The 22,223-nt window shown below is 60.1% G+C and carries 19 protein-coding genes and 2 pseudogenes; 7 read left to right on the top strand and 14 right to left on the bottom strand.

Annotation, left to right across the window (positions count from 1 at the left end; genetic code table 11):
• The first annotated feature begins 32 nt into the window (after positions 1–32).
• The 3 genes from ACZZ0D_RS12740 to ACZZ0D_RS12730 are packed head-to-tail and all read left to right on the top strand — an operon-like array spanning position 33 to position 5,013.
• Positions 33–1,391: a DUF1329 domain-containing protein gene (locus ACZZ0D_RS12740; RefSeq protein WP_463553427.1), complete on the top strand. Its 1,359-nt coding sequence runs from the start codon at positions 33–35 to the stop codon at positions 1,389–1,391.
• A gap of 10 nt (positions 1,392–1,401) precedes the next feature.
• On the top strand, positions 1,402–2,475 hold the full coding sequence (locus ACZZ0D_RS12735; RefSeq protein WP_463553426.1) for a WD40/YVTN/BNR-like repeat-containing protein: 1,074 nt from the start codon (positions 1,402–1,404) through the stop codon (positions 2,473–2,475).
• Between the two features lie 30 nt (positions 2,476–2,505).
• Positions 2,506–5,013 (top strand): efflux RND transporter permease subunit, encoded by a 2,508-nt coding sequence (locus ACZZ0D_RS12730; RefSeq protein WP_463553425.1) that lies wholly within the window; start codon positions 2,506–2,508, stop codon positions 5,011–5,013.
• Here the strand turns inward: ACZZ0D_RS12730 and ACZZ0D_RS12725 are convergent.
• The 5 genes and pseudogenes from ACZZ0D_RS12725 to ACZZ0D_RS12705 all read right to left on the bottom strand — a co-directional run bounded on the left by ACZZ0D_RS12725 (position 4,985) and on the right by ACZZ0D_RS12705 (position 9,659).
• Complete coding sequence (locus ACZZ0D_RS12725; RefSeq protein WP_463553424.1) at positions 4,985–7,423, bottom strand: TonB-dependent siderophore receptor; 2,439 nt, start codon at positions 7,421–7,423, stop codon at positions 4,985–4,987. The genes ACZZ0D_RS12730 and ACZZ0D_RS12725 overlap by 29 nt on opposite strands.
• Before the next feature lie 100 nt (positions 7,424–7,523).
• The gene (locus ACZZ0D_RS12720; RefSeq protein WP_212545859.1) at positions 7,524–8,492 is read right to left on the bottom strand and encodes a FecR domain-containing protein; all 969 of its coding nucleotides are present in this window, start codon (positions 8,490–8,492) and stop codon (positions 7,524–7,526) included.
• Entirely contained in the window at positions 8,489–8,995 is a 507-nt protein-coding gene (locus tag ACZZ0D_RS12715) for a sigma-70 family RNA polymerase sigma factor (protein WP_463553423.1), read from the bottom strand. Before ACZZ0D_RS12715 ends, ACZZ0D_RS12720 begins: the two co-directional genes overlap by 4 nt.
• A 308-nt stretch (positions 8,996–9,303) precedes the next feature.
• A pseudogene (locus ACZZ0D_RS12710) lies at positions 9,304–9,411 on the bottom strand (cell filamentation protein Fic); the annotation flags it as partial.
• Positions 9,408–9,659 (bottom strand): hypothetical protein, encoded by a 252-nt coding sequence (locus tag ACZZ0D_RS12705; protein ID WP_212549296.1) that lies wholly within the window; start codon positions 9,657–9,659, stop codon positions 9,408–9,410. The gene ACZZ0D_RS12705 and the pseudogene ACZZ0D_RS12710, both read right to left, overlap by 4 nt.
• Positions 9,660–9,898: 239 nt before the next feature.
• On the opposite strand from ACZZ0D_RS12705, the gene ycaC reads away from it, so the two are divergent.
• A complete protein-coding gene (gene ycaC / locus ACZZ0D_RS12700) occupies positions 9,899–10,531 on the top strand; it encodes an isochorismate family cysteine hydrolase YcaC (protein ID WP_053119500.1) in 633 nt (210 codons plus the stop codon).
• A gap of 184 nt (positions 10,532–10,715) precedes the next feature.
• On the opposite strand, the gene ACZZ0D_RS12695 is transcribed toward ycaC, so the two are convergent.
• The 3 genes from ACZZ0D_RS12695 to ACZZ0D_RS12685 all read right to left on the bottom strand — a co-directional run bounded on the left by ACZZ0D_RS12695 (position 10,716) and on the right by ACZZ0D_RS12685 (position 15,326).
• The gene (locus tag ACZZ0D_RS12695) at positions 10,716–13,178 is read right to left on the bottom strand and encodes a PAS domain-containing protein (RefSeq protein WP_463554806.1); all 2,463 of its coding nucleotides are present in this window, start codon (positions 13,176–13,178) and stop codon (positions 10,716–10,718) included.
• 253 nt (positions 13,179–13,431) lie between these two features.
• A complete protein-coding gene (locus ACZZ0D_RS12690; RefSeq protein ID WP_463553422.1) occupies positions 13,432–14,553 on the bottom strand; it encodes an alkene reductase in 1,122 nt (373 codons plus the stop codon).
• A 95-nt stretch (positions 14,554–14,648) separates the two neighbouring features.
• Positions 14,649–15,326 (bottom strand): type 1 glutamine amidotransferase domain-containing protein, encoded by a 678-nt coding sequence (locus ACZZ0D_RS12685; RefSeq protein ID WP_463553421.1) that lies wholly within the window; start codon positions 15,324–15,326, stop codon positions 14,649–14,651.
• A 209-nt stretch (positions 15,327–15,535) separates the two neighbouring features.
• Here ACZZ0D_RS12685 and ACZZ0D_RS12680 point away from each other — a divergent pair, with 209 nt between their 5' ends.
• The 3 genes from ACZZ0D_RS12680 to ACZZ0D_RS12670 all read left to right on the top strand — a co-directional run bounded on the left by ACZZ0D_RS12680 (position 15,536) and on the right by ACZZ0D_RS12670 (position 16,679).
• Positions 15,536–16,120 (top strand): TetR/AcrR family transcriptional regulator, encoded by a 585-nt coding sequence (locus tag ACZZ0D_RS12680; protein ID WP_053119504.1) that lies wholly within the window; start codon positions 15,536–15,538, stop codon positions 16,118–16,120.
• Between the two features lie 114 nt (positions 16,121–16,234).
• Entirely contained in the window at positions 16,235–16,435 is a 201-nt protein-coding gene (locus ACZZ0D_RS12675; protein ID WP_053119506.1) for a hypothetical protein, read from the top strand.
• Between the two features lie 10 nt (positions 16,436–16,445).
• Entirely contained in the window at positions 16,446–16,679 is a 234-nt protein-coding gene (locus ACZZ0D_RS12670) for a hypervirulence associated TUDOR domain-containing protein (protein WP_159814545.1), read from the top strand.
• A 40-nt stretch (positions 16,680–16,719) separates the two neighbouring features.
• Here ACZZ0D_RS12670 and yddG read toward each other — a convergent pair whose 3' ends face one another.
• From yddG to ACZZ0D_RS12640, 6 genes and pseudogenes are all read right to left on the bottom strand, one after another.
• The gene (gene yddG, locus ACZZ0D_RS12665) at positions 16,720–17,616 is read right to left on the bottom strand and encodes an aromatic amino acid DMT transporter YddG (RefSeq protein WP_463553420.1); all 897 of its coding nucleotides are present in this window, start codon (positions 17,614–17,616) and stop codon (positions 16,720–16,722) included.
• A gap of 43 nt (positions 17,617–17,659) precedes the next feature.
• A complete protein-coding gene (locus ACZZ0D_RS12660; RefSeq protein WP_463553419.1) occupies positions 17,660–18,028 on the bottom strand; it encodes an ethanolamine utilization protein EutQ in 369 nt (122 codons plus the stop codon).
• Positions 18,025–19,356, bottom strand: a complete 1,332-nt coding sequence (locus ACZZ0D_RS12655) for an NAD(P)/FAD-dependent oxidoreductase (protein ID WP_212549304.1) — start codon at positions 19,354–19,356, stop codon at positions 18,025–18,027. The genes ACZZ0D_RS12660 and ACZZ0D_RS12655 overlap by 4 nt, the downstream gene beginning before the upstream one ends.
• A gap of 10 nt (positions 19,357–19,366) precedes the next feature.
• The gene (locus ACZZ0D_RS12650) at positions 19,367–20,623 is read right to left on the bottom strand and encodes an FAD-dependent oxidoreductase (RefSeq protein ID WP_463554805.1); all 1,257 of its coding nucleotides are present in this window, start codon (positions 20,621–20,623) and stop codon (positions 19,367–19,369) included.
• Positions 20,612–20,773: pseudogene (locus tag ACZZ0D_RS12645) on the bottom strand (rubredoxin); the annotation flags it as partial. The gene ACZZ0D_RS12650 and the pseudogene ACZZ0D_RS12645, both read right to left, overlap by 12 nt.
• 10 nt (positions 20,774–20,783) lie before the next feature.
• On the bottom strand, positions 20,784–22,223 hold the full coding sequence (locus ACZZ0D_RS12640) for an aldehyde dehydrogenase family protein (RefSeq protein ID WP_463553418.1): 1,440 nt from the start codon (positions 22,221–22,223) through the stop codon (positions 20,784–20,786).

Below are 22,223 nucleotides of genomic sequence, written 5' to 3'. Positions count from 1 at the left end.
GGCTCAAGTCTCACAGACAGGAGAACCACACGATGAAATTCGTCCATACAATGCTCGCCGTTTCACTGACCATGGCGATCGCCGCGCAAGCGCAGGCCGCCGTTTCGGCGCAGGATGCGGCCAAACTGGGCAATAACCTGACCCTCGTCGGCGCGGAAAAAGCCGCCAATGCCGACGGTTCGATACCCGCTTATACGGGCGGGCTGACCACACCGCCGGCCACCTACAAAACCGGCGACAGCATGCGCCCGGATCCTTTCGCTGACGAGAAACCGCTGCTGGTGATCGATGGCAAGAACGTGGATCAGTACAAGGGTGAGCTCTCGGCGACGGCGGTCGAACTGGCCAAGCGTTTCGCCACGTTTCACATCAATGTCTACCCGACGCACCGCACCGTCTCACTGCCTAAAGCGGTGCTGGACAACGGTGTGAAAAATGCCACGGGCGCCAAGTCGCTCGAAGGTGGTCTGGCCGTCGACAATGTTCTGCCGGGGGTGCCGTTTCCGATTCCGCAATCGGGCAACGAAGCGATGTGGAATTTCCTGCTGCGCTATCAGGGCGTCAACATCAGCTCAAAATACGACTCATGGAATGTCGACGCTGCCGGGGTTGCCAGTCTGGCTATTACCGGGCAGGCGTTCATCTCCTACCCGATCTATGAAAACCTCGCGCAACCGATCAGCAGCGCTGACGTGTATTACCAGATGAAGCTGACGTACACCGGCCCGGCGCGCCGTGCGGGTGAAGCGATGATGCTCAAGGACGCCGCCAACCCGTTGCAACAACCGCGTCGCGCCTGGCAATACCTGCCGGGGCAGCGCAGGGTCAAACTGGCGCCGAACCTGGCGTACGACACGCCGAACCCGGGCACTGCCGGTGCGGGTACTTATGACGATGTGTTCGTGTTCAACGGCGCACTGGATCGCTACGACTGGAAGCTGGTCGGCAAGCAGGAAATGATCGTGCCGTACAACACCTACAAACTGACCTATGCCCAGGATCCCAAAGCGTTGACCACCGCCAATCATGTGGCGCCTGACTACGTGCGTTGGGAGAAGCACCGGGTCTGGGTGGTGGAAGGCAATCTCAAGCCCGGCGCCCGGCACATCTATCAGAAACGCCGCTTCTATCTCGATGAGGACAGCTGGGCAGCGCTGGCCTCCGACCAATATGACGCCCGTGGACAGCTTTATCGCGGCTCGTTTGCCTTTCTCAGCCAGAGCTACGACAAACAGGTGCCGGACTCGACCCCTTTCATGATCTACGACCTGGTCGGCGGCACCTACAACATCAACGGCGTCGTCGGGCCTTACGGCGGCATCAAGTACATCGATCCGCTTTCGAAGGCGCAATGGTCGTCGGAGTCGTTGGCCGGCAGCGGTATTCGCTAGAGGGCGCGGTATGCATTGGCAGAAAAAATACGGCGGTGTGACGCTCGGCATGTGCCTGCTGCTGTTGCAGGGCGTCGCCCGCGCGGACGGCTATTTCGATGTGCTGGATCAGCCTGCCAGAGTCAGTGCCCTGGCAGCCAGCAGTGCGCTGTCCGGCGTGGCCCGGGCAGGGGCACGACTGGTTGCCGTTGGGCAGCGCGGGCACATCGTTTACTCCGATGACGGCGGCCAGCATTGGCAACAGGCCGCCGTGCCGGTGAGCTGCGACCTCACGGCGGTGAATTTTTCTTCGCCGTCACAAGGCTGGGCGGTCGGTAATGACGGGGTGATTTTGCACAGCAGCGACGGCGGGGTGACGTGGCGCAAGCAGCTCGACGGGCGCCAGATCGGCCCGTTGCTGATCGAGCACTATCAGGCACTGGCCCGCGCTGAACCGGCTAACGAGCAATGGCCGTTGCTGGTTGCTGAAGGCCGGCGGCAGGTGGAGCAGGGCGCGGATAAACCGTTGCTCGACGTCTGGTTTGCCAATGATCAACTCGGCTATGCGGTGGGTGTCTTCAACCTGATCCTGCGCACCACGGACGGAGGCAAACACTGGATGCCGTTTCAGGATCGCACCGACAACCCGCAGGGTTTTCACCTCAATGCGATTGCCGCCACGGGGGATGCGCTGTACATCGCCGGCGAGCAGGGGCTGTTGCGTAAATGGGATGCAGCGCAACAGCGCTTCGTCGCCGTGCCCACACCCTATCAGGGCAGTTTTTTCGGCGTGCTTGGCAAGCCGGGTGAAGTGATTGCTTACGGACTGCGCGGCAACCTTTTGCGCAGTACCGATGGCGGACGCAACTGGATCGCGCAGGACAATGGCTTGCACACGAGCATTACCGCCGGGTTTGTCGACACTGACGGGCATTACCGATTGTTCACGCAGGGCGGGCAGATGCTGGTCAGTCACGGCAATGGTGCGCAGTTGCAATGGCGGCATGAGCCCGAACCATTACCGGTGACCGGCGCAGCACAGACGGCCGATGGCGCGATGCTGGTCGTGGGTACCCGTGGTGTTTCGACACTGCGCAAAGAATAAGAAAACAACCCTAAAAGCGAGAACCCGGATATGGGCAATATCGAACAAGACAGCATGCCGGTGATCCGTGATGTACGTGATTTCGAGTGCAACTCCGGCAGTCGGCTGGAGCGCATGGTGTTCAATTTTCGCCCGCTGTTCATGTTGCTGATGGCCATGATCACCGTGGTGCTCGGTTACATGGCCGTCACCCGTCTGGAGCTGAAACCGAGTTTCGAAAAAATGATCCCGCAGAGTCAGCCGTACATTCAGAACTACCTCGAGAATCGGCAGGCGCTGCGTGGTCTTGGCAACTCGGTGCGGGTAGTGGTCGAGAACACCCGGGGCGATATTTTCGATCCTGCCTATCTGGACGTGCTCAAACAGGTCAACGATCAATTGTTCCTCACGGCAGGCGTCGACCGCGCCTGGATGAAGTCGTTGTGGAGCCCGGCGGTACGCTGGACGGAGGTCACCGAAGAAGGCTTTCAGGGCGGCCCGGTGATGCCCGACGCCTATCAGGGCACCCCCGAGCAAATCGAGCAGTTGCGCCAGAACATCTCCCGCGCCGGCATCATCGGCAGTCTGGTGGCGAGTGATTTGAAGTCGAGCATGCTCGTGGTGCCGTTGCTGGACAAGGCTGGCGCCGGCGCTCAGCCAATCAACTACCGTGACTTCTCGCAGATGCTGGAAGAGCAATTGCGCGACAAGATCGAATTCGCCGGTGACAGCGCCGCGCGTAAGGCCGGCAAAGAGGGCGATGGCCCTTACAAAGTGCGCGTAATCGGCTTTGCCAAGCTGATGGGCGACCTGATCGATGGCCTGATTCAGGTGATGATGTTCTTCGCGCTGGCCGTGATCACATCGCTGCTCATCATTTATCTCTACACCCGGTGTGTTCGCAGTACTTTGCTGGTGGTGGGTTGCTCGTTGGTCGCAGTGGTCTGGCAACTGGGCCTTGTCGCGTGGCTGGGTTATGCCATCGATCCATACTCGGTGCTGGTGCCTTTTCTGATCTTTGCCATCGGCGTATCCCACGCCGCGCAAAAAATGAACGGCATCATGCAGGACATCGCCCGGGGCACGCACAAACTGGTCGCCGCGCGCTATACCTTTCGCCGCTTGTTCATCGCCGGCGTCACTGCGTTGTTGGCGGATGCTGTCGGGTTTGCCGTGCTGATGCTGATCGACATTCCGGTGATCAAGGATCTGGCGATCACCGCCAGTATCGGTGTCGCGGTGCTGATCTTTACCTCGCTGCTGCTGATGCCGGTGGCGCTGTCTTATGTCGGCGTGGGCGCGAAAGCCGCCGAGCGTGCGCTGAAAATCGATACCCGCGCTGACCGCCACAAAGGTTTCGGCAGGTTGTGGGACTGTCTCGACCGCTTCACCAGCGCCAAGTGGGCGACGGGCGCGGTAGTGGTGGCGGTGTTGATGGGGATCGGCGGATTCGCGATCAGCCTGCATCTGAAAGTCGGTGACCTGGAAAGCGGTGCGCCTGAACTGCGCGCCGACTCCCGCTACAACCGCGATAACGCCTGGATCACTGCGCATTACGCACTGTCCAGCGACCTGTTCGCGGTGATGATCAAGACCCCGCCCGAGGGCTGCCTGAGCTACAAAACACTGATCCTCGCCGATCGGCTGGCGTGGGAACTGCAACAGTCTTCAGGGGTACAGGCCACTGTTTCGCTGGTCAACGCGGTTCGGCAGATCACCGCCGGTACCTATGAGGGCAACCCGAAACTCAGCAGCATCCAGCGCAATCAAGACGTCCTTAACTATGGCGCGCAGCAGGCTTCGGTCAACTCGCCAGAACTGTTCAACACCGATTGCTCGGTGATGCCGGTGATTGCCTTTCTCAAGGATCACAAGGCCGAGACCCTCGACGAGGTGGTCGCGATTGCCGACCGCTTTGCCCGTGAAAACAGCAGCGACGAGCGCCAGTTTTTGCTAGCGGCGGGCAGTGCCGGCATCGAGGCGGCGACCAATATCGTCGTGCGCGAGGCCAATCGCACCATGCTGCTGTACGTGTACGCCGCCGTCACATTGTTTTGTCTGGTGACCTTCCGCAGTTGGCGCGCGACGCTGGTGGCGTTGTTGCCGCTGGTGCTGACGTCGATTTTGTGTGAAGCGTTGATGGTGGTCATGGGCATTGGCGTGAAAGTCGCGACGTTGCCGGTGATCGCTTTGGGCGTGGGCATTGGCGTCGATTACGCGCTGTACCTGCTCAGCGTGCAGTTGCACTATCAGCGTCAAGGTCTGCCGTTATCCGCAGCGTATCGCAACGCCGTGGCGTTCACCGGGCGCGTGGTTGGGCTGGTCGGGATCACCTTGGCGGCGGGCGTGGTGTGCTGGGTCTGGTCGCCGATCAAGTTTCAGGCGGACATGGGGATTTTGCTGACGTTCATGTTTCTGTGGAACATGCTCGGAGCACTGGTGTTGATTCCAGCGTTGTCGCATTTTCTGTTGCGCGGGGTGTCGGTCAAGCAATGGGTTCAGCCGCCAACCGCTGAACCCATTGAGTGCCTTAAAACTCAGGCGTGTACTTCACGCTGAACATCACATTGCGCGGGTCGCCGAAGTTGTTGTTGCCGTTGAGCTGGTTGTACGCGGAGGTGTAGTAGCGTTTGTCGAACAGGTTGTTGGCGTTCACTGCCAGGCCAATTTCCTTGCTCAACTGGTAGCCAAGGCGTGCGCTCCACACGGTGTAACCCGCCACGTCGTAGGTGTGTTCGTAACCCAGCGTATGGCTTTGCGTGGTGAAACCGAGGCCGGTGCTGACGCGTTCCCAGTCGCCGCTGAACTGGTAATCGCCCCACACGCGTAGCATGTGTTTCGGTGTCCAGGTGCTGAAGACTTTGCCTTCGTTGTCCGGGTCATCGAGGTACTTGGTGGTGTTGTAGGTGTAGCCGGCGAACAGTTGCAGATTGGTCAGCACTTCGCCGCTGATCTCGGCTTCAATGCCCTGGCTGCGGACTTTGCCGGCGGCGTTGGAGCAATACCAACCGTCGCAGATCATGCCTGACGCGAGGTCGTTGACGGCGCGGTTTTCCTGGTCGTAGCGGAACACGGCCAGCGAGGTGTTGACCCGGCCGTCCATCAATTCGCCTTTGAGGCCAACTTCGTAGTTGCTGCCGATCACCGGTTTCAGCATCGTGCCGCCGGCATCGCGGTTGGTCTGTGGCTCGAACACGTCGGTATAGCTGGCGTAGACCGCCCATTCGCGGCTCAGGTCATAGACGATGCCGGCGTACGGCGTGACTTCGCCGGTTTCGTTCGCGGTGCTTTCCGGCTGCTCGATCGCCGCACCGAAGGCTCTCTGTGTCGCGTACTTGTAGCTGTAGTCATACCAACTGACGCGCGAGCCGAGCACCAGCGTCAGCGAGTCGATCGGTTTGACGCGCCAGCTGCCATACAAACCCTTCTGACGAACGTCGTACTTGCTCGGTGTGGCTTGGCCGCCCGGCGTATTGAGGATGCCTTCGTAGCTGATGTCCGGGCGATCGTGATCGATGTCGAAGATCGTGTCGGTGGTGTTGTTGTTAAAGGTTCGGGCGTATTTATCGTCGGAGGTGTATTTGGAATAGTTGCCGCCGAGCATCACTTCGTGGGCCATGGACAAGGCGTCGAAGTGGCCGGTGATGTTCATGTCGAGACCGAGTTTGGTCGCGTCGAAATCGGTGGCGAAATCGGCGTACTGAATGCCGCTGCCATCGGGATTGATCCCGTCGCCGCTGGTTTGCAGACGTTGACTTTTGCCCTTGTTGGTTTCGTCCATGCGCACCGCGCCGACCTTGAACGCCCAATCGTCGTTGAAGCTGTGCTGGAGGTCGGCGTACAGCGTGGTGACGTCGATGTCCAGATGGTTCCAGCGCGCGCCGCCGTAAGTCGAGCGCGGCACATTCAGCGGCTTGCCGTCGGAGTAGCGGGGCAGGCCACGGATCATCGGGCGCGACTCGCCATCGGAGTTGCTGATCGCCAGACCGAGTGTGGTGTCGTCACGCAGGTCGAAGTCCAGTGCGCCGTACAGCGAGTGGGTTTTGCTCCATTCGTAATCGACGAACGATTGGCTCTGGTCTTCGTCGGCAACGAAGCGACCGCGCACGCTGCCCGTCGAATTCAACGGGCCACCGGCGTCCAGTTGCAGGCCGTAGTGATCCCACGAACCGGCCTTGCCAGTGATGGTCACGGTGGGTGCGTTTTGCCCGCGTTTGCGCACCAGATTGATCGCGCCGCCGGGGCTGCCGGTGCCTTGCAGCAGGCCGGAAGCACCACGGAGGATTTCCACGCGGTCGAAGAAAATCAGATCCTGCGTCGCCCAGTTGCCTAAGGCGTAAGTGTTGCGTGGGATCGGCACGCCGTCGTACTGCCAGTCATCGATCTGAAAACCGCGCGAGGTAATGATCATGCCTTTACCCACGCCCTGAACGCCGACCAGACCGGTGGTTTTGTTGACCGCGTCTTTCAGATCAACCAGATTCTGATCATCCAGCTGCTTGCGCGTCATCACGGTGATCGACTGCGGAATTTCCTTGAGCGTGTGCGTGCCTTTGCCGATGGTTACGGCGCGTGCAGCGTAAGAACCGGAGCCTTCAGTCGTGGTGCTGTCGAGGCTGCGTTCAACGATGTTGGTGGCGTCCAGTTGCAGCGAAGCGCTGTTGTCGCTGGCCGGCTCGACACTGAAGTTGCCTTGCCCCGTGACGCGCAGCTGCAAACCGCTGCCGGCGAGTGCCTTTTGCAGCGCTTGCTCGGCTGGCATCTGCCCGATCACCGCCGGCGCGCGCTTGCCCTGCACCAGCGCGGGTTCCAGCGAAATGATCTGCCCGCTCTGGCCGGCAATCGCGTTTAGCGTACTGGCGAGTGGGCCGGCCGGCAGGTTGAACGATAAGTCTTGCGCCAGCGCTGAGGTGCTCAGTGTCGCCAGAGCAACGGCTGCAGAAAGGTTACGGGGCCACGTGTTGAACACAACAATCTCCTGTTTTTGTTAAAGCGTCAGGAGATAGGTCGGATGAGAAATGAAAACCGGACACAAACAAGAATGATTTCCATAAAATATTTTTTCGCATTCATCTTTTGCTGATCATGGTCAGCCACGGGCTGTAGCGATTGATGCGGATTGGCAGGGTTTCGGCCAAGGCGTCCAGGGTTCGATCGGGGGCGTCGAGCGGGAACACGCCTTGCACGCGCAAGCCGCGCACTTCGGGGGCGACGCGCAGGAATCCGCGATGATAAGGGCGCAGCGCGTCGATCACTTGTTCGAGGGATTCATCGAGCACGTTCAAGCGGCCGTTCAACCATTCGGCGCGACCGCGTTCATCGTCGCTGGCCAAGGTGATGTTGCGCGTGGAGAGCAGCGCTGCCTGACCTTCCTTGACCACTCGCGTGGTGCCATCGAACAACCGCGCTTCGACCGAATGCTGCAACACCACCAGGCGGCTGGCGTCCGCTTCCTGAGCGACGAGGAAGCGAGTGCCCAACGCGCGCATTTCGCCCTCGGCGGTGCGTACGATCAGTGGGCGATTCGCATCCGGCGCGACATCGATCACCAGCTCGCCCCGGCGCAGGATGACCAGGCGCTGGCGGTCATTGAAACGCAGATCCACCGCGCTCTCGGCATTCAGGCTCAAGCGGCTGCCATCGGCCAGATTGAAGTTCTGCCGATGACCGCGAGCGGTGTGCAAATCGGCCAGCAGCGACTCGCCGAGCTGAGTTTTGCTGCCCAGCAACAGACCGCCGCCGAGCAGGCCGAGACCGGCGATTACGCGCAAGGCGTCGCGCCGCGAAGCCTGTGGCTTCAACAAGACCTGACGAGCTTCGCCGGCCTGACCGGGTAACCGTTGATCCAGCGTGCGAAACGGTTTGAACGTATCGCCGAGGCGTTCCTGCAATGTGTCCCAAGCCTGACGGTGCGCGCGATCCATCAACAACCAGGCGTTGAAACGCTCCTGCAGTCTGGCGTCGGGTGTGCCGGCGCGCAGCTTGACCATCCAGTCGATGGCTTGCTCGGTGACCGGGTCGATGCGCCGCTTGCTCATGGCGCCACCTCGCACAGATAGCACTTCAGCAACGCCTGTTTCATGTAGCGACTGACCGTGCGCTCCGACAACCCGAGTTTCTGCGCAATCGCCACATAGCTGAGGCCATCGAGTTGGCTATAGAGGAACGTGGTTTTGACGATCAGCGGCAAGCCATCAATGGCGCGGTCAATCGCGACCAGCGCTTCGATCAGTTGCAATTGTTCTTCAGGGGAGGGCGCCAGTGCTTCGGGCAGCGTCGACAAACGCTCAAGGTAGGCCAACTCCAGCTTGCGCCGGCGATGACGATCAAACACCAGACGACGGGCAATGGTCGACAGGTAAGCGCGCGGCTGTTCGATGCTGTCCGGATCGACGCGCGCCACCAGCAATTGGCAAAACGTATCGGCAACGGTGTCCTCGGCGTCCGCGTGGTTGCGCACCTGGCGATTGATATGTTGCAGCAGCCAACGGTGATGATCGCTGAAGAAAAATCCCAGCTTGCTGGACGGAGGAGAGTGCACTGGTGGGCTTTTCCAGATGTTAGTGAGAATCTCTCTCAATATTACCTGTGCCGTCAGATGCAGCGCAATGTTCCTGAAGGGCCACACACCCAACTGTGGCGAGGGAGCTTGCTCACTATATGGTCGGCTTGACCATCTGATTGTCTTGATTGGTGTACTTAGCGCTTTCGAACCTGTCGGCACTGGCGGAAAGATTTGATGTGTTTGTTGCGACGGATGCATCTGGCGTTCAGAACCATCTTGTAGCAGTTCGCTTGGAACTATATGACTCAAGGCGGCGCGGATGATGAACTGGTTCTCGGTGACGCTTCAAAGGCGAGATGTTCAGATTCTTTGACTTCGAGAGGGTCTTTCAACTTAAGCGAGTTTTGCAGATAGCCTTCAGTGTCGAAATCGCCAAAGGGGTCGAAAGTCATGCGCTGAGCTGCTTATTGCTGCGCCTTTTTTCCTGAAGGTACCGGCCCTGAAGGGCCATGATTTCAGACTTGCTCAGCACGCCTTTCCTTTTCAGATTGACGAGCAATTGTTCAACGCCATCGAGTTCGACGGCATCACCTGCCAGACGCGTAATCGTCACTGCCATGCGGCTCAGGCTATCGCGATCGCCGGTAACCTTATGCGCTTTGGCGAGCTTACGAACTTCAGTGGCGACACTGTCGGTCATTTTCAACGTCCTCAATTTTTCTCCCTCAAATCATAGCATGGCGTCTGATCTGCAAATTTGCCAGACAGCGCCTGACCCGTCAGCAAGCAGATTGATACGGCGAATGTACAAATGCTTATTGTCCCATTTGAGTTGACGGTGAAACGCTTTTCAGCCGATTTATCCTTTTTCAATGCGTCAGTAATCTGTACCCAACTTGAACGCAACAACAAATCCAACATTGAAAAAGGACGCACACCATGACCACTCCAACCTACAACCGCTTGAACAAAGACGACGCTATCGTGCTGCTGGTTGATCACCAGACCGGTTTGATTTCGCTGGTGCAGGACTTCTCGCCGAACGAGTTCAAGAACAACGTGCTGGCACTCGCTGACCTGGCGAAGTTCTTCAACCTGCCGACCATCCTCACCACCAGTTTCGAACAAGGCCCGAACGGCCCGCTCGTACCGGAGCTGAAAGAGATGTTCCCGGACGCGCCGTACATTGCTCGCCCAGGTCAGATCAACGCTTGGGACAACGAAGACTTTGTTAAGGCGATCAAGGCGACGGGTCGTAAGCAGATCATCATTGCCGGTGTGGTGACGGATGTGTGTGTGGCGTTCCCGACTCTGTCGGCGCTGGCGGAAGGGTTTGAGGTGTTTGTGGTGACGGATGCTTCCGGTACTTTCAATACCACCGTGCAACAGGCCGCGTGGAGCCGCATGACGCAGGCCGGTGCGCAGTTGATGAACTGGTTCTCGGTGGCGTGTGAGCTGCACCGCGACTGGCGCAACGACATTGAAGGGCTGGGTAACTTGCTGTCGCAACGGATTCCTAACTATCGCAACCTGATGAATGGCTACTCGGCGCTGACGGCTCAGAAAAAATAAACTGCTGTAGCAAAACCAAAAGCCTGCCCTGAAAAGCAGGCTTTTTTGTTCCGACAAATAACCTGTGGCGAGGGGATTTATCCCCGTTGGACTGCGCAGCAGGCCCCTGCTTTTTCAGTTAAGAAGCGGGGCCGCTGCGCAGCCCAACGGGGATAAATCCCCTCGCCACAGTTACGGCATCATCCTATTCACCGGTGGTGGCCATCAGGCCACTGACCCGCGATATCAGCGTCTCAATAGCAAACGGCTTGGTCAGCACCTGCATCCCCGGGCCGAGTTGGCCGTTGCCGATCACCGAATGTTCTGCATAACCGGTAATGAACAAGGTCTTCAACTGCGGGCGGATCTCCCGGCCGGCATCGGCCATTTGCCGGCCGTTCATCCCGCCCGGCAAACCGACGTCGGTAACCAGCAGGTCGATGCGTGCATTGGAGCGCAGTGCCGCCAGCCCTTCAACGCTGTCGGCGGCGACGAGCACGTCATAGCCGAGGTCGCACAGCACATCCGCCAGCAGCAGGCGCACCGTGGGTTCGTCGTCGACAATCAAAATCGTCTCGCCCACAGCGGTCACCGCAATCGATGTGCTTTGCGTGTCGTCGTGATTTTGCGGCGCCTGGCCGTGATAGCGGGGCAGGTAGATCGACATCGTGGTGCCTTGGCCCACTTGCGAATGGGCGCGCACCTGGCCACCCGATTGCTTGGTGAAACCGTAAATCATCGACAACCCCAGGCCCGTGCCCTGGCCCAAAGGCTTGGTGGTGAAAAACGGGTCAAAGGCTTTGGCGATGATTTCGGCGGACATGCCTGTGCCGGTGTCGGCCACACTCAGGCAAAGGTATTGCCCGGCGGGCATCTCCAACGCCTGAGCAGATTCGTCATCCAATGTTCGATTGGCTGTTTGCACGGTGATGCGTCCGCCATCGGGCATCGCATCACGGGCGTTAATGCATAAATTCAACAGTGCGTTTTCCAACTGACTCCCATCGACCAACGCTGGCCAGAGGTCGCTTGCGCCTTCGGTTTTCAGCAGGATGCTCGGGCCGACGGTGCGCTGGATCAATTCAGTCATGCCGACAATCAAGGTATTAACGTCGGTGGGCCGTGGATCGAGTGTTTGCCTTCTGGAGAACGCCAGCAGGCGATGGGTCAGAGCAGCCGCACGTTTGGTGGCGCCCTGCGCCGTGACCATGTACTTGTCGACGTCCTCCAGGCGACCTTGGGCGATGCGTCTTTCCATCAGCTCAAGCGCTGCGGAAATGCCGGCCAGCAGGTTATTGAAATCATGCGCCAGCCCACCAGTAAGTTGCCCGACGGCTTCCATTTTTTGCGATTGGCGCAACTTCTCTTCGGCCTGCATGAGGTCAGCCGTGCGCGCCGTCACCCGTTGCTCCAAAGTGTCATTCAGCGCACGCAGTGCCGAAATCGCGCGGTCTCGGTCAGCCTCGACATTGCGCCGGTCTTCGACATCAATGAGTACGCCAGGAAAGCGCAGCGGGGTGCCATCATCGTCACATTCGACGCGTCCGTTGGCTTCAATCCAAGTGTATTTGCCATCCGCACCGCACACGCGATACTGGTGGGAATAGGGGCCGCCACGGGCGATGACTTCGTTAATCGCGCGGGTAAGTCCGTCCCTGTCATAGGGGTGCACGGTTTGCACCACTTGCTCCAGGCTCAGACCGTCGCGACCCAGCGCCGGATCAAGATTGAAAACCCGGGCAAAGGCTTCGTCGACGGTGAAGCGATCAGTCGGCAGATGCCAGTGCCAAGTGCCGATAATTGCACCGGCGGCGAGGGCCAGTTGCACACGCTCGACGTTCTCGCGCGCCACCGCTTCGCTGACCCGCAGACGCTCCTCGGCGTCGCGACGCGCGGTCACGTCGCTGAAAAAAATCGCAATCTGTCGATCGGCAGGATCGCCAACGCGCACGGCGCGCACATCAAACCAGCGCTCAAAGGTATTCGCGTAATTCTCGAAATTCGCCGGCTCGCCGGTTTTGGCCACGTGCCCGTAAGTCTCGAACCAGAAACTCTCCAGATTGGGCGCAAACTCGGTGACCCATTTACCCCGCAAGTTGACCCCGGCCTGACGCTCGAACGCCGGGTTGGCCTCAACAAAGCAGTAATCCACCGGGCGGTCGTCAGCGTCGAATTTGACTTTGACGATGGCGAACGCCGCTTCGATGGTTTCCAGAATCGTGCGGAAGCGCTCTTCGCTGAGGCGCAAGGCATTTTCGGCATGGCGTGAGCGCGTCAGGTCGAGCATGGCGCCGATCATGCGTACGGCGCGACCGTCGGCATCGCGCATCAGATACCCGCGATCGACGACCTCGGCGTAGGAGCCGTCTTCGCAGCGAAACCGGTATTCGGCGCTCCAGTCGGTAGACGTGCCATCAATGACGGCGCGGATCGAGGCTTCGACACGCGGCCGATCCTGCGGGTGAATCCGCGCAAAACACCAGTCACTGTTGGTCTCGGTGGCGGTTGCCGTGTAGCCGTAAGCCTGTTGCAGGGCTTCGTTCCAGGTGATCCGGTCAGCGGTCAGATCCCAATCCCAGACCGCATCGCTGGTCGCCTTGACGGCCAATCGATAGCGCTCCCGGGTTTCGGCAACCGCACGGCTCGCCAAATGCAATTGATCAGCCAGATCCTGCGCGCTGTCCTGCTTGGCGGCTCCGACGTTGCCCAACGCCAGACGCAGCCGCGTGACCTCGGCCTCAAGCTCCTCGCGAGTAAGATGTTCCAGGATGTCACCCTTCGTGCGTTATTGGTTTTGGGGTCTGACTGCCATTGCTCACGCAGGCGCATCACTCATTGACACGATTGACCTGCCGCACAGAGGTTAAGTTGCACCGGGAAAGAAGGGCAATCCCCGGTGCGTTGTTTGATGCTGGCCGCCGTCAGCCGTGCACGGGGTAATCGGTATACCCTTCGTCGTTGCCGCCATACACGGTGGCCGGGTTCAGCGCATTGAGGGGCCAGTCATTGGCGATACGCGCGGGCAGATCCGGGTTGGCCATGAACGGGCGTCCGAAGGCGACAAAATCAGCCAGCCCGGAATCCAGCAATTTCGCCCCGGATTCAGCGTTATAGCGTCCGGCATAAATGATTGCGCCGCTGAAGGTCTCGCGCACGGCCTGACGAAATGACAACGGCATTGCCGGGGCATCGTCCCAATCGGCTTCGGCGATGGACAGGTAGGCGATGCCGACGTCTTGCAAAACTTTGATCGCTTCGATGTAAGTGGTGTGTGGATCTTCTTCGACCATGCCCAGGTAAGTTCGCGCTTCATCGGTGGTGGTGAACAACGGCGCGAAACGCACACCGACTTTTTCCTTGCCGATGCACTCGGCGACACCCGCCACCACTTCACGCAAAAAGCGCAGGCGATTGTGCAGCGAACCGCCGTATTGATCGTCGCGAAGATTGCTGTGCGCGGAGATGAACTGGTTGACCAGATAACCGTTGGCGCAGTGCAGTTCGATGCCGTCGAAACCGGCGTCCATCGCATTGCGCGCGGCTTGAATGTACAGCTGAATCAGTTCCTGAACTTCATCGGTGCTCAATGCACGCGGGGCCGACGGGGCGACCAGTTCACCCACGCCCGGCGCGGTTTCGATGAACACGCTGACACGCTCGGTGGCCAGCGCCGAGGCCGATACCGGCGCTGCGCCATTCGGTTGCAGCGCAGTGTGGGAGACGCGGCCGACATGCCACAGTTGCGCGAAAATAACACCGTCAACGGCGTGCACCGCTTCCGTGACTTTGCGCCATCCAGCGATTTGCTCCGGGGTATGAATGCCGGGTGTCCAGGCGTAACCCTGACCGCGTGGTTCGATCTGCGTGCCTTCGGTCACCAGCAGACCGGCGCCGGCCCGTTGCTGGTAATACTCGGCCATCAACTCATTGGCAATATTGCCCGGTTGGGTGCTGCGCTGGCGGGTGAGGGGCGGCAGGACGATACGGTTTTTCAGGGTGTGCAGGCCGAGCGTCGCGGGTTGGAAATAAGGGCTGTTGTGCATGGAGGTACCTTGTTCGACTGGTCTTATTAGACCAGTCGACTATTTCGAGGATAAAAATAAAACCGCGTAGCACGGTGATGAGGTTGAGCGATGAATCAGCCGAGCATTTTCAACAGTTTCTCGGCGACAGCGGCAGAGCTGGCGGGATTCTGGCCGGTGACCAATTGGCCGTCCGCAACCACATGCACCTGCCAGTCAGCGACTTTGGAGTAACGCCCGCCGAGACGCTGAAACTCGTCTTCGATCAGGAACGGCACCACGTCGGTCAGTCCGACGGCGGCTTCTTCCGAATTGGTGAAACCGGTCACCTGGCGATGCTGAATCAGCGGTTTGCCTGCCGCATCGACGACGTGACGCAACACGCCCGGCGCATGGCAGACAAAGCCGTGGGGCTTGTTGCTGCGGGCAAAAGCTTCGATCAACGCGATCGAGTGCGAGTCTTCGGCCAGATCCCACAGCGGGCCATGGCCGCCGGGATAAAACACAGCATCGAAATCCTCTACGCTGACCTCGGCCAGACGCCCGGTGCTGGCCAGTGCCTGCTGCGCTGCCGGGTCGTTGCGAAAGCGATCGGTCTCGGCAGTCTGCGCGCCGGGCTCATCGCTTTTCGGATCGAGCGGCGGCTGGCCACCGGCCGGCGACACCAAAGTGATCTGCGCACCGGCATCCTTAAAGGCGTAGTAGGGCGCGGCAAACTCTTCGAGCCAGAAGCCGGTTTTACGGCCGGTGTTGCCGAGCTGATCGTGGGAAGTCAAAACCATCAGAATTTTCATAGAGCACCCTGGTTTGATCGGTGACGTCGTGGCGCAAAGGATTCGCGTCACGCTTATACCCGCAAATGCGGTTGACGGGGCGCAGCATAGTTTCCAATTAGACCAGTCGTCTAGTAATTTTTTCTCAACAGGTTTTTACTCGGCAGGTATGGCAAACTCGCCATCCTCTGAAATAAACGACTGGTCTATTGCCTGGTAATTTGCGCCCCATGAAACCGACCTACGACGACACCCGCCAGCACTTGCTCGACACCGGCCACCGGATGATGGCCGAGAAGGGCTTCACCAGTGTCGGCCTCAACGAAATCCTGCAAACCGCCGGTGTGCCCAAGGGCTCGTTCTATCACTACTTCAAATCCAAAGAGCTTTACGGCCAGGCCTTGCTCGAGGATTACTTCGTCGGATATCTGGCCGACATGGAGCGGCGCCTGACCCTGCCGGGGCTGACCGCCTATGAACGGCTTATGGATTACTGGCAGGGCTGGCAAGACCGCTGCACCCTCGAAGGCCATGGCGATGAGTGCCTGGTGGTAAAACTCAGCGCCGAAGTTGCCGACCTGTCCGAATCGATGCGCCTGACCCTGCGCGACGGCGCCGAGCAAGTGGTCTCGCGCATCACGCTGTGCATCGAGCAAGGCCAGGCCGAAAAGACCCTGCCGACCGGTGATGCCCGGCATCTGGCGGAAACCCTGTATCAACTGTGGCTGGGCGCCAGTTTGCTGAACAAACTGCAGCGTACGGGGCAGTCGCTGAACACCTCGATGGCAATGACCAAAGCACTGTTGGCCAGCTAATTTGGCTTGATGGTGAGCACGTGCACCGTTCGTCCAGTACCCGGCACTTGCGCGGTGCCGTTGTCTCTCACCTTTAAGCGCGGATTTTCCGTGCGGCCGAGCGGAGAGCCAGTCATGGACATCGATGAAAATGCACCGGGTAACAAGTCGCAGCAAGACGTGACGCGAACCACGGACAATGAAACGGGACACGACCCGAAACGCGATCAACCGGAGGTTCCGTTGCCTGCCGATGACGAGTCACCGCTCGACGAGGACATGACGGATGTGGACGCCGCCAACTCGGTATCGAGTGAGCATCCGCCAGCGCAGTGAGGGGATTGCCATGAGCACGTCATTCAAGGTCGGCGACGCGGTGCGCTGGAACAGCGAGGCCGGCGAGATTCGCGGCACGGTGGTCAAGGTGCATACGCGGGATGTCGAGTTCATGGGACGGCATCGACCTGCTTCAAAGCAAGAGCCCCAGTACGAAGTCAAAAGCGACAAGACCGGGCATCTGGCGATGCATCATGCGGCGGCATTGCAGGTGAATCACAGCGTGAGCCACCCAATAAAATAAACAGTGGTGAGAAGGTTTAACCCAATGCTCTGTGCTCCTGTCAGGCATTCACCTGCTGACGGGTAGCCCCCCAGCACAGCAATGACCCTACCGTCACCAGCACCGCACCCTGCCAGAACTGCGCATTCAGTGCCGCGCCCAGCCACACCGCGCCAAACGCCGATGACAGCACCGGCGCGGAATACGAGGCGGTGGCGAGTAACGTGAGGTTGCCGCGCAAAATACCCATGTTCCACAACGCATAGCCACCGGCCATGGCCGTGCTGGCGGCGATCAGCTCCAGACTGTTGCGCAGGGAGAAGGCCGGCATTATCTCGCCGCTCACTGCGTATTTGCCCCACAGGACAATGGCCGTCAGCACGAAAAACAGCACCACAAGATTCTGTCCTCCGGCATAACGCCGGGTGATGTTGCAGTACAACGCGAACGTGATCGCACAGGCCAGCGCCAGACTGTAACTGAGCGGATTGGACTGAACGTTGGCGACAATGGAGTCCACCGACAAGCCCTCGCCGCTGACCACCCAGACTATGCCGAACAATGCCAGCGCCGTGCCTGGGACAATCATCCAGCGCGCCTTTTGCCCGTTCATGACAATCGCCAGCAACACGGTCAGGCACGGCCACAAGTAATTGACCACTCCCAGCTCAATCGCTTGATAACGACTGTTGGCGAACCCCAGCGCCAGCGAAAGGCACACTTCGTACGCCACAAACAACGCGCTGCCGCCGATCAGATAACGCCACGATGTAGCCCGCAAACGCGGTCGCCCCAACAGGGCCATGAGCATGACGGCCCCTAGCGAGTAGATCAGTGCCGAACCCGCCAACGGGCCGAACATCTCACTAACGCTGCGGATCAATGCGGCGGCGGTGCTCCACAAGATAATCGCCAACAAGCCACAGGCTGTGGCGCCACGTTCACTTCTGACTGACATCAACGCTCTCTGAGTTAGCGGTTCGAAGAAGGGCGCTACACCTTCAGTTCAAACCGTGTCGTTGCTTCCAGTCACCCGGATAGACCACGTAGCCAAACAAGGCATGACCGCCGTAAATGAGCTCAGTGCCTTCAGGAATCCACAGCATCTGCCCGGGTTCGACCCGGTGATGCTCGCCGTTGGCCGTGAGCTCAAAGCAGCCTTCGATGACGAAGATGACTTCGTCATACAGCAAAGTCCAGCTGACTTCGGCGCCTTCCCAGCGAGCGAAGCCGACGCCCAGGTTCGGCGAGACCTCATTGCTCAGCGCTCGCGCAACCATCGCTGCGCCGGGCGGGCCGCCGCGATGGACAAAGTCGAGATCGCGATGGTCAATGCGGTGTACCGGGCCTTTGCCAGTCAAGGTTTTCACAGTTCGCTCCGGCTGTTCCACGCGGCCAGGCGGATGCGGGTACGCACGCCCAGACCGAGCAACGGTTCGGGTGGATTGCGTGATGGCATGCCGGTGACGTTGCGAATATCACTCAGCGATTGTGAGTCGGCACCCACGGCCAGATCCGCCAGCAACGTGCCGGAAATCGTGCCCCATGCCGCACCGACACCATTGTCGCAAGCGGTCGCGTAGACACCGTCTTCCAGCTCACCGAAGAAGTTGGTGAAGTTGCGCGAAATGGCGTAGACGCCACCCCAAGTGTGCGTGAATTCAACGTTAGCCAATTGCGGATATCGCGAGATCAACGCCTTGCGATGGCCAGCACGAATTTCCTGCCGAGTGCTGTCGCTGACGCTTTTGCCGTAACGCGGCACATGCTTGTACGTGTTGCGGATCATCAGGCGTCGATCCTGGGTCATGCGCACGGTGGTGCCGGCATGGTCGGCCGGAGTCAGCCCCCAGTCAGCCTGCATGCCGATGGCGTCCATTTCTGCCTGAGTCAGCGGGCGCGTCCAACTGGCAAAAGTCATCACTGGCAGCAGACGACTGCGCAGGTAGCCGAACTCCTGGGTGAAAATACTCGTTCCCAGCAACAGGCGCGGCGTGCGGATTTGCCCGTCGCGACCTTGCAGCAGCCATTGTCCCTGAGCATCACGTTGCAAACCCTGAATCGGCGACTCTTCGAGCAACTCGACGTTGCCCGGCAGCGAGTCGGCCAACCCCCTCACCAACGCGGCCGGCTGCATCAGATAGCTGCCCGGCGTGTACACCGCGCGACGGTAGTGGCGGGTGCCGAGAACGTTGGCCAGTTCATCGCCCTCGACGCTGTGAAACGGCTCACCGAGTTCACGCATCAAGTGTTCGAAATGCTCCAGATACGCCAAACCCCGTGCACCGACTGCGCCCTGATATTTACCGGCGTGTGACCATTGGCAATCGATCCGGTGTTCGCCGATCAAGCGTTGCAACTGCGCGATGGCGCTGCGGTTCAACCCGAGCAGGCGCTGTTTGTGGGCCGGATCCGGATGTTCCAGAGCCATCTTGTGCGGCAAGTCGATAACGAAACCGGAGTTGCGCCCCGACGCGCCGTAACCAACACGCTGGGCATCGACCAGCACGATACGTGCGTCCGGTACATGTTCGGCCAACTGGCGGGCGGCGGCCAGCCCGGCAAAACCGGCGCCGATCACGGCGTAGTCAACCTGTTGCCGACCTGTCAGCCGACGCGGTGCAACTGGCGCGGGCAGGGCGGCGTACCAGCCGCAGTCCTGGTCATCGTGTGGCAAGTGAATTGCGCGGTTGTTCATAGTGTTGTTCTCAGGCCACGTTGGATTGGGCGAGTTGGCAGGTTTGCAGCCAGGCGCTGCGCTGTTGTTGTGCCTGGCGTCCGAGCAAGGCGAAGGCGCGCAAGGCACCGCTGTCATCGTGGAACGCCGCACTCAAACCGTCGGCGGTCGGTTCGATTCGCCATTGCCCCGCGCAGTCGGGCGGTGCCGGCAGCAGGCAGAGTGGCGCGGCGGGGGTTTTCACCGTCACCGGCATCAGCGGGTAACGCACGGCGGTTGGCTGCCCGAGCAGTGTGCGGGCCAAGGCATCAATGCCCTGATTGATCGGCGCCAGATACGGCATCAGTTGTCCGTTGATTTCGATGCAGTCGCCCAAGGCATAAATGCCCGGCGTCGATGTCTGCAAACAGTCGTCGACCTTGATCCCGCGTCCGCACGCGATGCCGCTGGCGGTGGCAAGATCATGGTTGGGTCGCAGCCCGATCGCCGATAGAACCAGATCAGCCTGATGCGTTTCGCCGTTGGCCAGGGTCAAGTCGAAGCCGTGTTCGCCACGTTCGATGCGCTGCAGGGTGGTCTGCAGGTTCCATTGCACACCCAGGTCGCCAAGGGCGTTTTGCAGATGCTGACCCGCCGCTTGCGGCAATAGACGTTCCATCGGCCACGCGCCGAGGCCAATCACGCGAACCTCGTAGCCGCTGCTGGCCAGGTCATTGGCGAACTCACAGCCAATCAGCCCGTCGCCGAGGATCGCGATGCGCCGCACGCCCTCGAGGTGAGAGCGGAAGGCCTGATAGTCGGCGAGATTATTGACGCTGACCAAGGCCTCCGAGCACCCTTCGACCGGCACGCGGATCGGCGCCGCGCCGCTGGCCAGTACCAGTTGCCCGTAACTCATTTCCCCCAGATTGGTGTGCAAACGCCCGGACGCCGCGTCAATTCGCTCGACATGGCAGTGCGGGTAAACGCGAATGCCCAAACGCTGCTCGATCGCCAACGGACTTTCACTGGCCAGCGCGGTCGCACTGCGTCCCTGAGCCAAGGCAATCGATAGGGCAGGTTTGGAATACACGTGCCCGCATTCACGCGTCAGCACGCGAATCTCTATATTCGGATCTTGCTTGCGCAGCGCCGCTGCCAGGCCGTAGCCGGCATGACCGCTACCGATGATGACCACCGGCCCGGCCACCGCGGCGATGGGTTTCGGAGCGGCGACGGCAGCGATAACAGGCTTGGCACCGATCGCGGCGATTGGCGCCGGCGCGGGCGCTTCGCTGATTTCGATCATCTCGAAATCGCTTTTGCCAACCTTGCATTCCGGGCACAACCAGTCATCGGGAATGTCCTCCCAGCGGGTTCCGGCGACAATACCGTCCTCGGGCCAGCCGAGGGCTTCGTCGTAGATCCAGCCACAAATAATGCACAGCCACTTTTTCATGGTTCAGTCCTCACTCGCCCTGAATGCGCACGGCCAGGTTCTTGGTACGCACATAGCTGTAGAGCGCTTCCTGACCTTTCTCGCGACCGTAGCCGGACAGACCGACGCCCCCAAACGGTGTCTCGATGCCGCCGGCATACCACTCGTTGATGAACACTTGGCCTGCGCGCAAACGCCGGCCGCAGCGCAAGGCGCGGTTCAGATCTTGGGTGAAGACACCGGCCACCAGACCGAAATCGGTACCGTTGGCCAAGGCAATCGCTTGCGCTTCAGTGTCGAACGGCATGATTGCCAGCACCGGGCCGAACACTTCGCTTGAGGCAATTTCCATGTCGGGAGTGACATCGCAGAACACTGTCGGCTGCATGTAGTTGCCGGTGGTTCCGCTAAGCGCTTCGCCACCGGCGACCACTCGCGCGCCTTGCGCTTGCGCCCGTTGGCACATCGCTTCGATGCCGCGTAACTGGCCCGAGGAAATCACTGGCGTCAGCTCGGCGTTTTCCGCGCCGGGGCCAACGCGCAAGTTGCGCGCCATTTGGGCAACCTGTTCGACCACTTCAGCGTAAATCGAGCGCTCTACCAGCAACCGCGACATGGCCGAGCAGACCTGCCCGGCATTAAAGAAAATGCCGTTGCGCACACTGCTCAGCAGTTGCTCACGATCAACATCGGCGAACACCAGTGCCGCGGATTTACCGCCCAACTCCATCACGCTCGGCACCGCGTTTTCAGCGGCGGCGCGCAGGATACTCTGGCCGGTCGGCACCGAACCGGTGAAGACGATCTGGTCAACCTGTTTGTGCCCGGCCAGATAAGCGCCGACTTCGCGGCCACGCCCGCAGATCAGATTGACCGCGCCCTGCGGCAGGCCCGCGCGCTCGATGGCCTGCATCAACACACACAGACCCAACGGCGAAAGCTCCGGCGACTTCACCACCACGGCATTGCCTGCGGCGAGTGCCGGTGCCAGGGAGCGGGCACAGATGGATACCGGAAAATTCCACGGCACGATCTGCAGGGACACGCCCATGGGTTCGTAAACGGTGAAATCCATGTAGCCGTTACCCAGCGGCACGGAAATACCTTCGATTTTGTCGGCCATCCCGGCGTAGTACTCGAAGTACCGCGCCGCTTCGGTGAACTCGTCGCGGGCGTCGTTCAGGGTTTTGCCGTTTTCGGCACAGAGAATCTGCGCGCCTTCTTCGGCGACCAGACGAATCTGTCGGGCAATTTCCAACAACCAGGTGACGCGCTGCGCCGGACGCACGCGCATCAGGTCGCCGCCGTCAGCGCAACGGCGCGCGGCCTGCAAGGCGCGCTCGGCATCGTCGACACTGGCCTGGGCCATGGTCGCGACCGGCTGATTGTCTGCCGGGTTGAGAATGGTCAAGTGTTGGTCGCTGTCGACCCACTGCCCGTCGATGAAGTTGAGCCAATGTGTGGTGGTCAT

It is taken from the genome of Pseudomonas sp. AC193, assembly GCF_979258075.1.
Note: the sequence above shows the minus strand (reverse complement) of the source record. Positions and strands in the feature narration are given on the sequence as shown.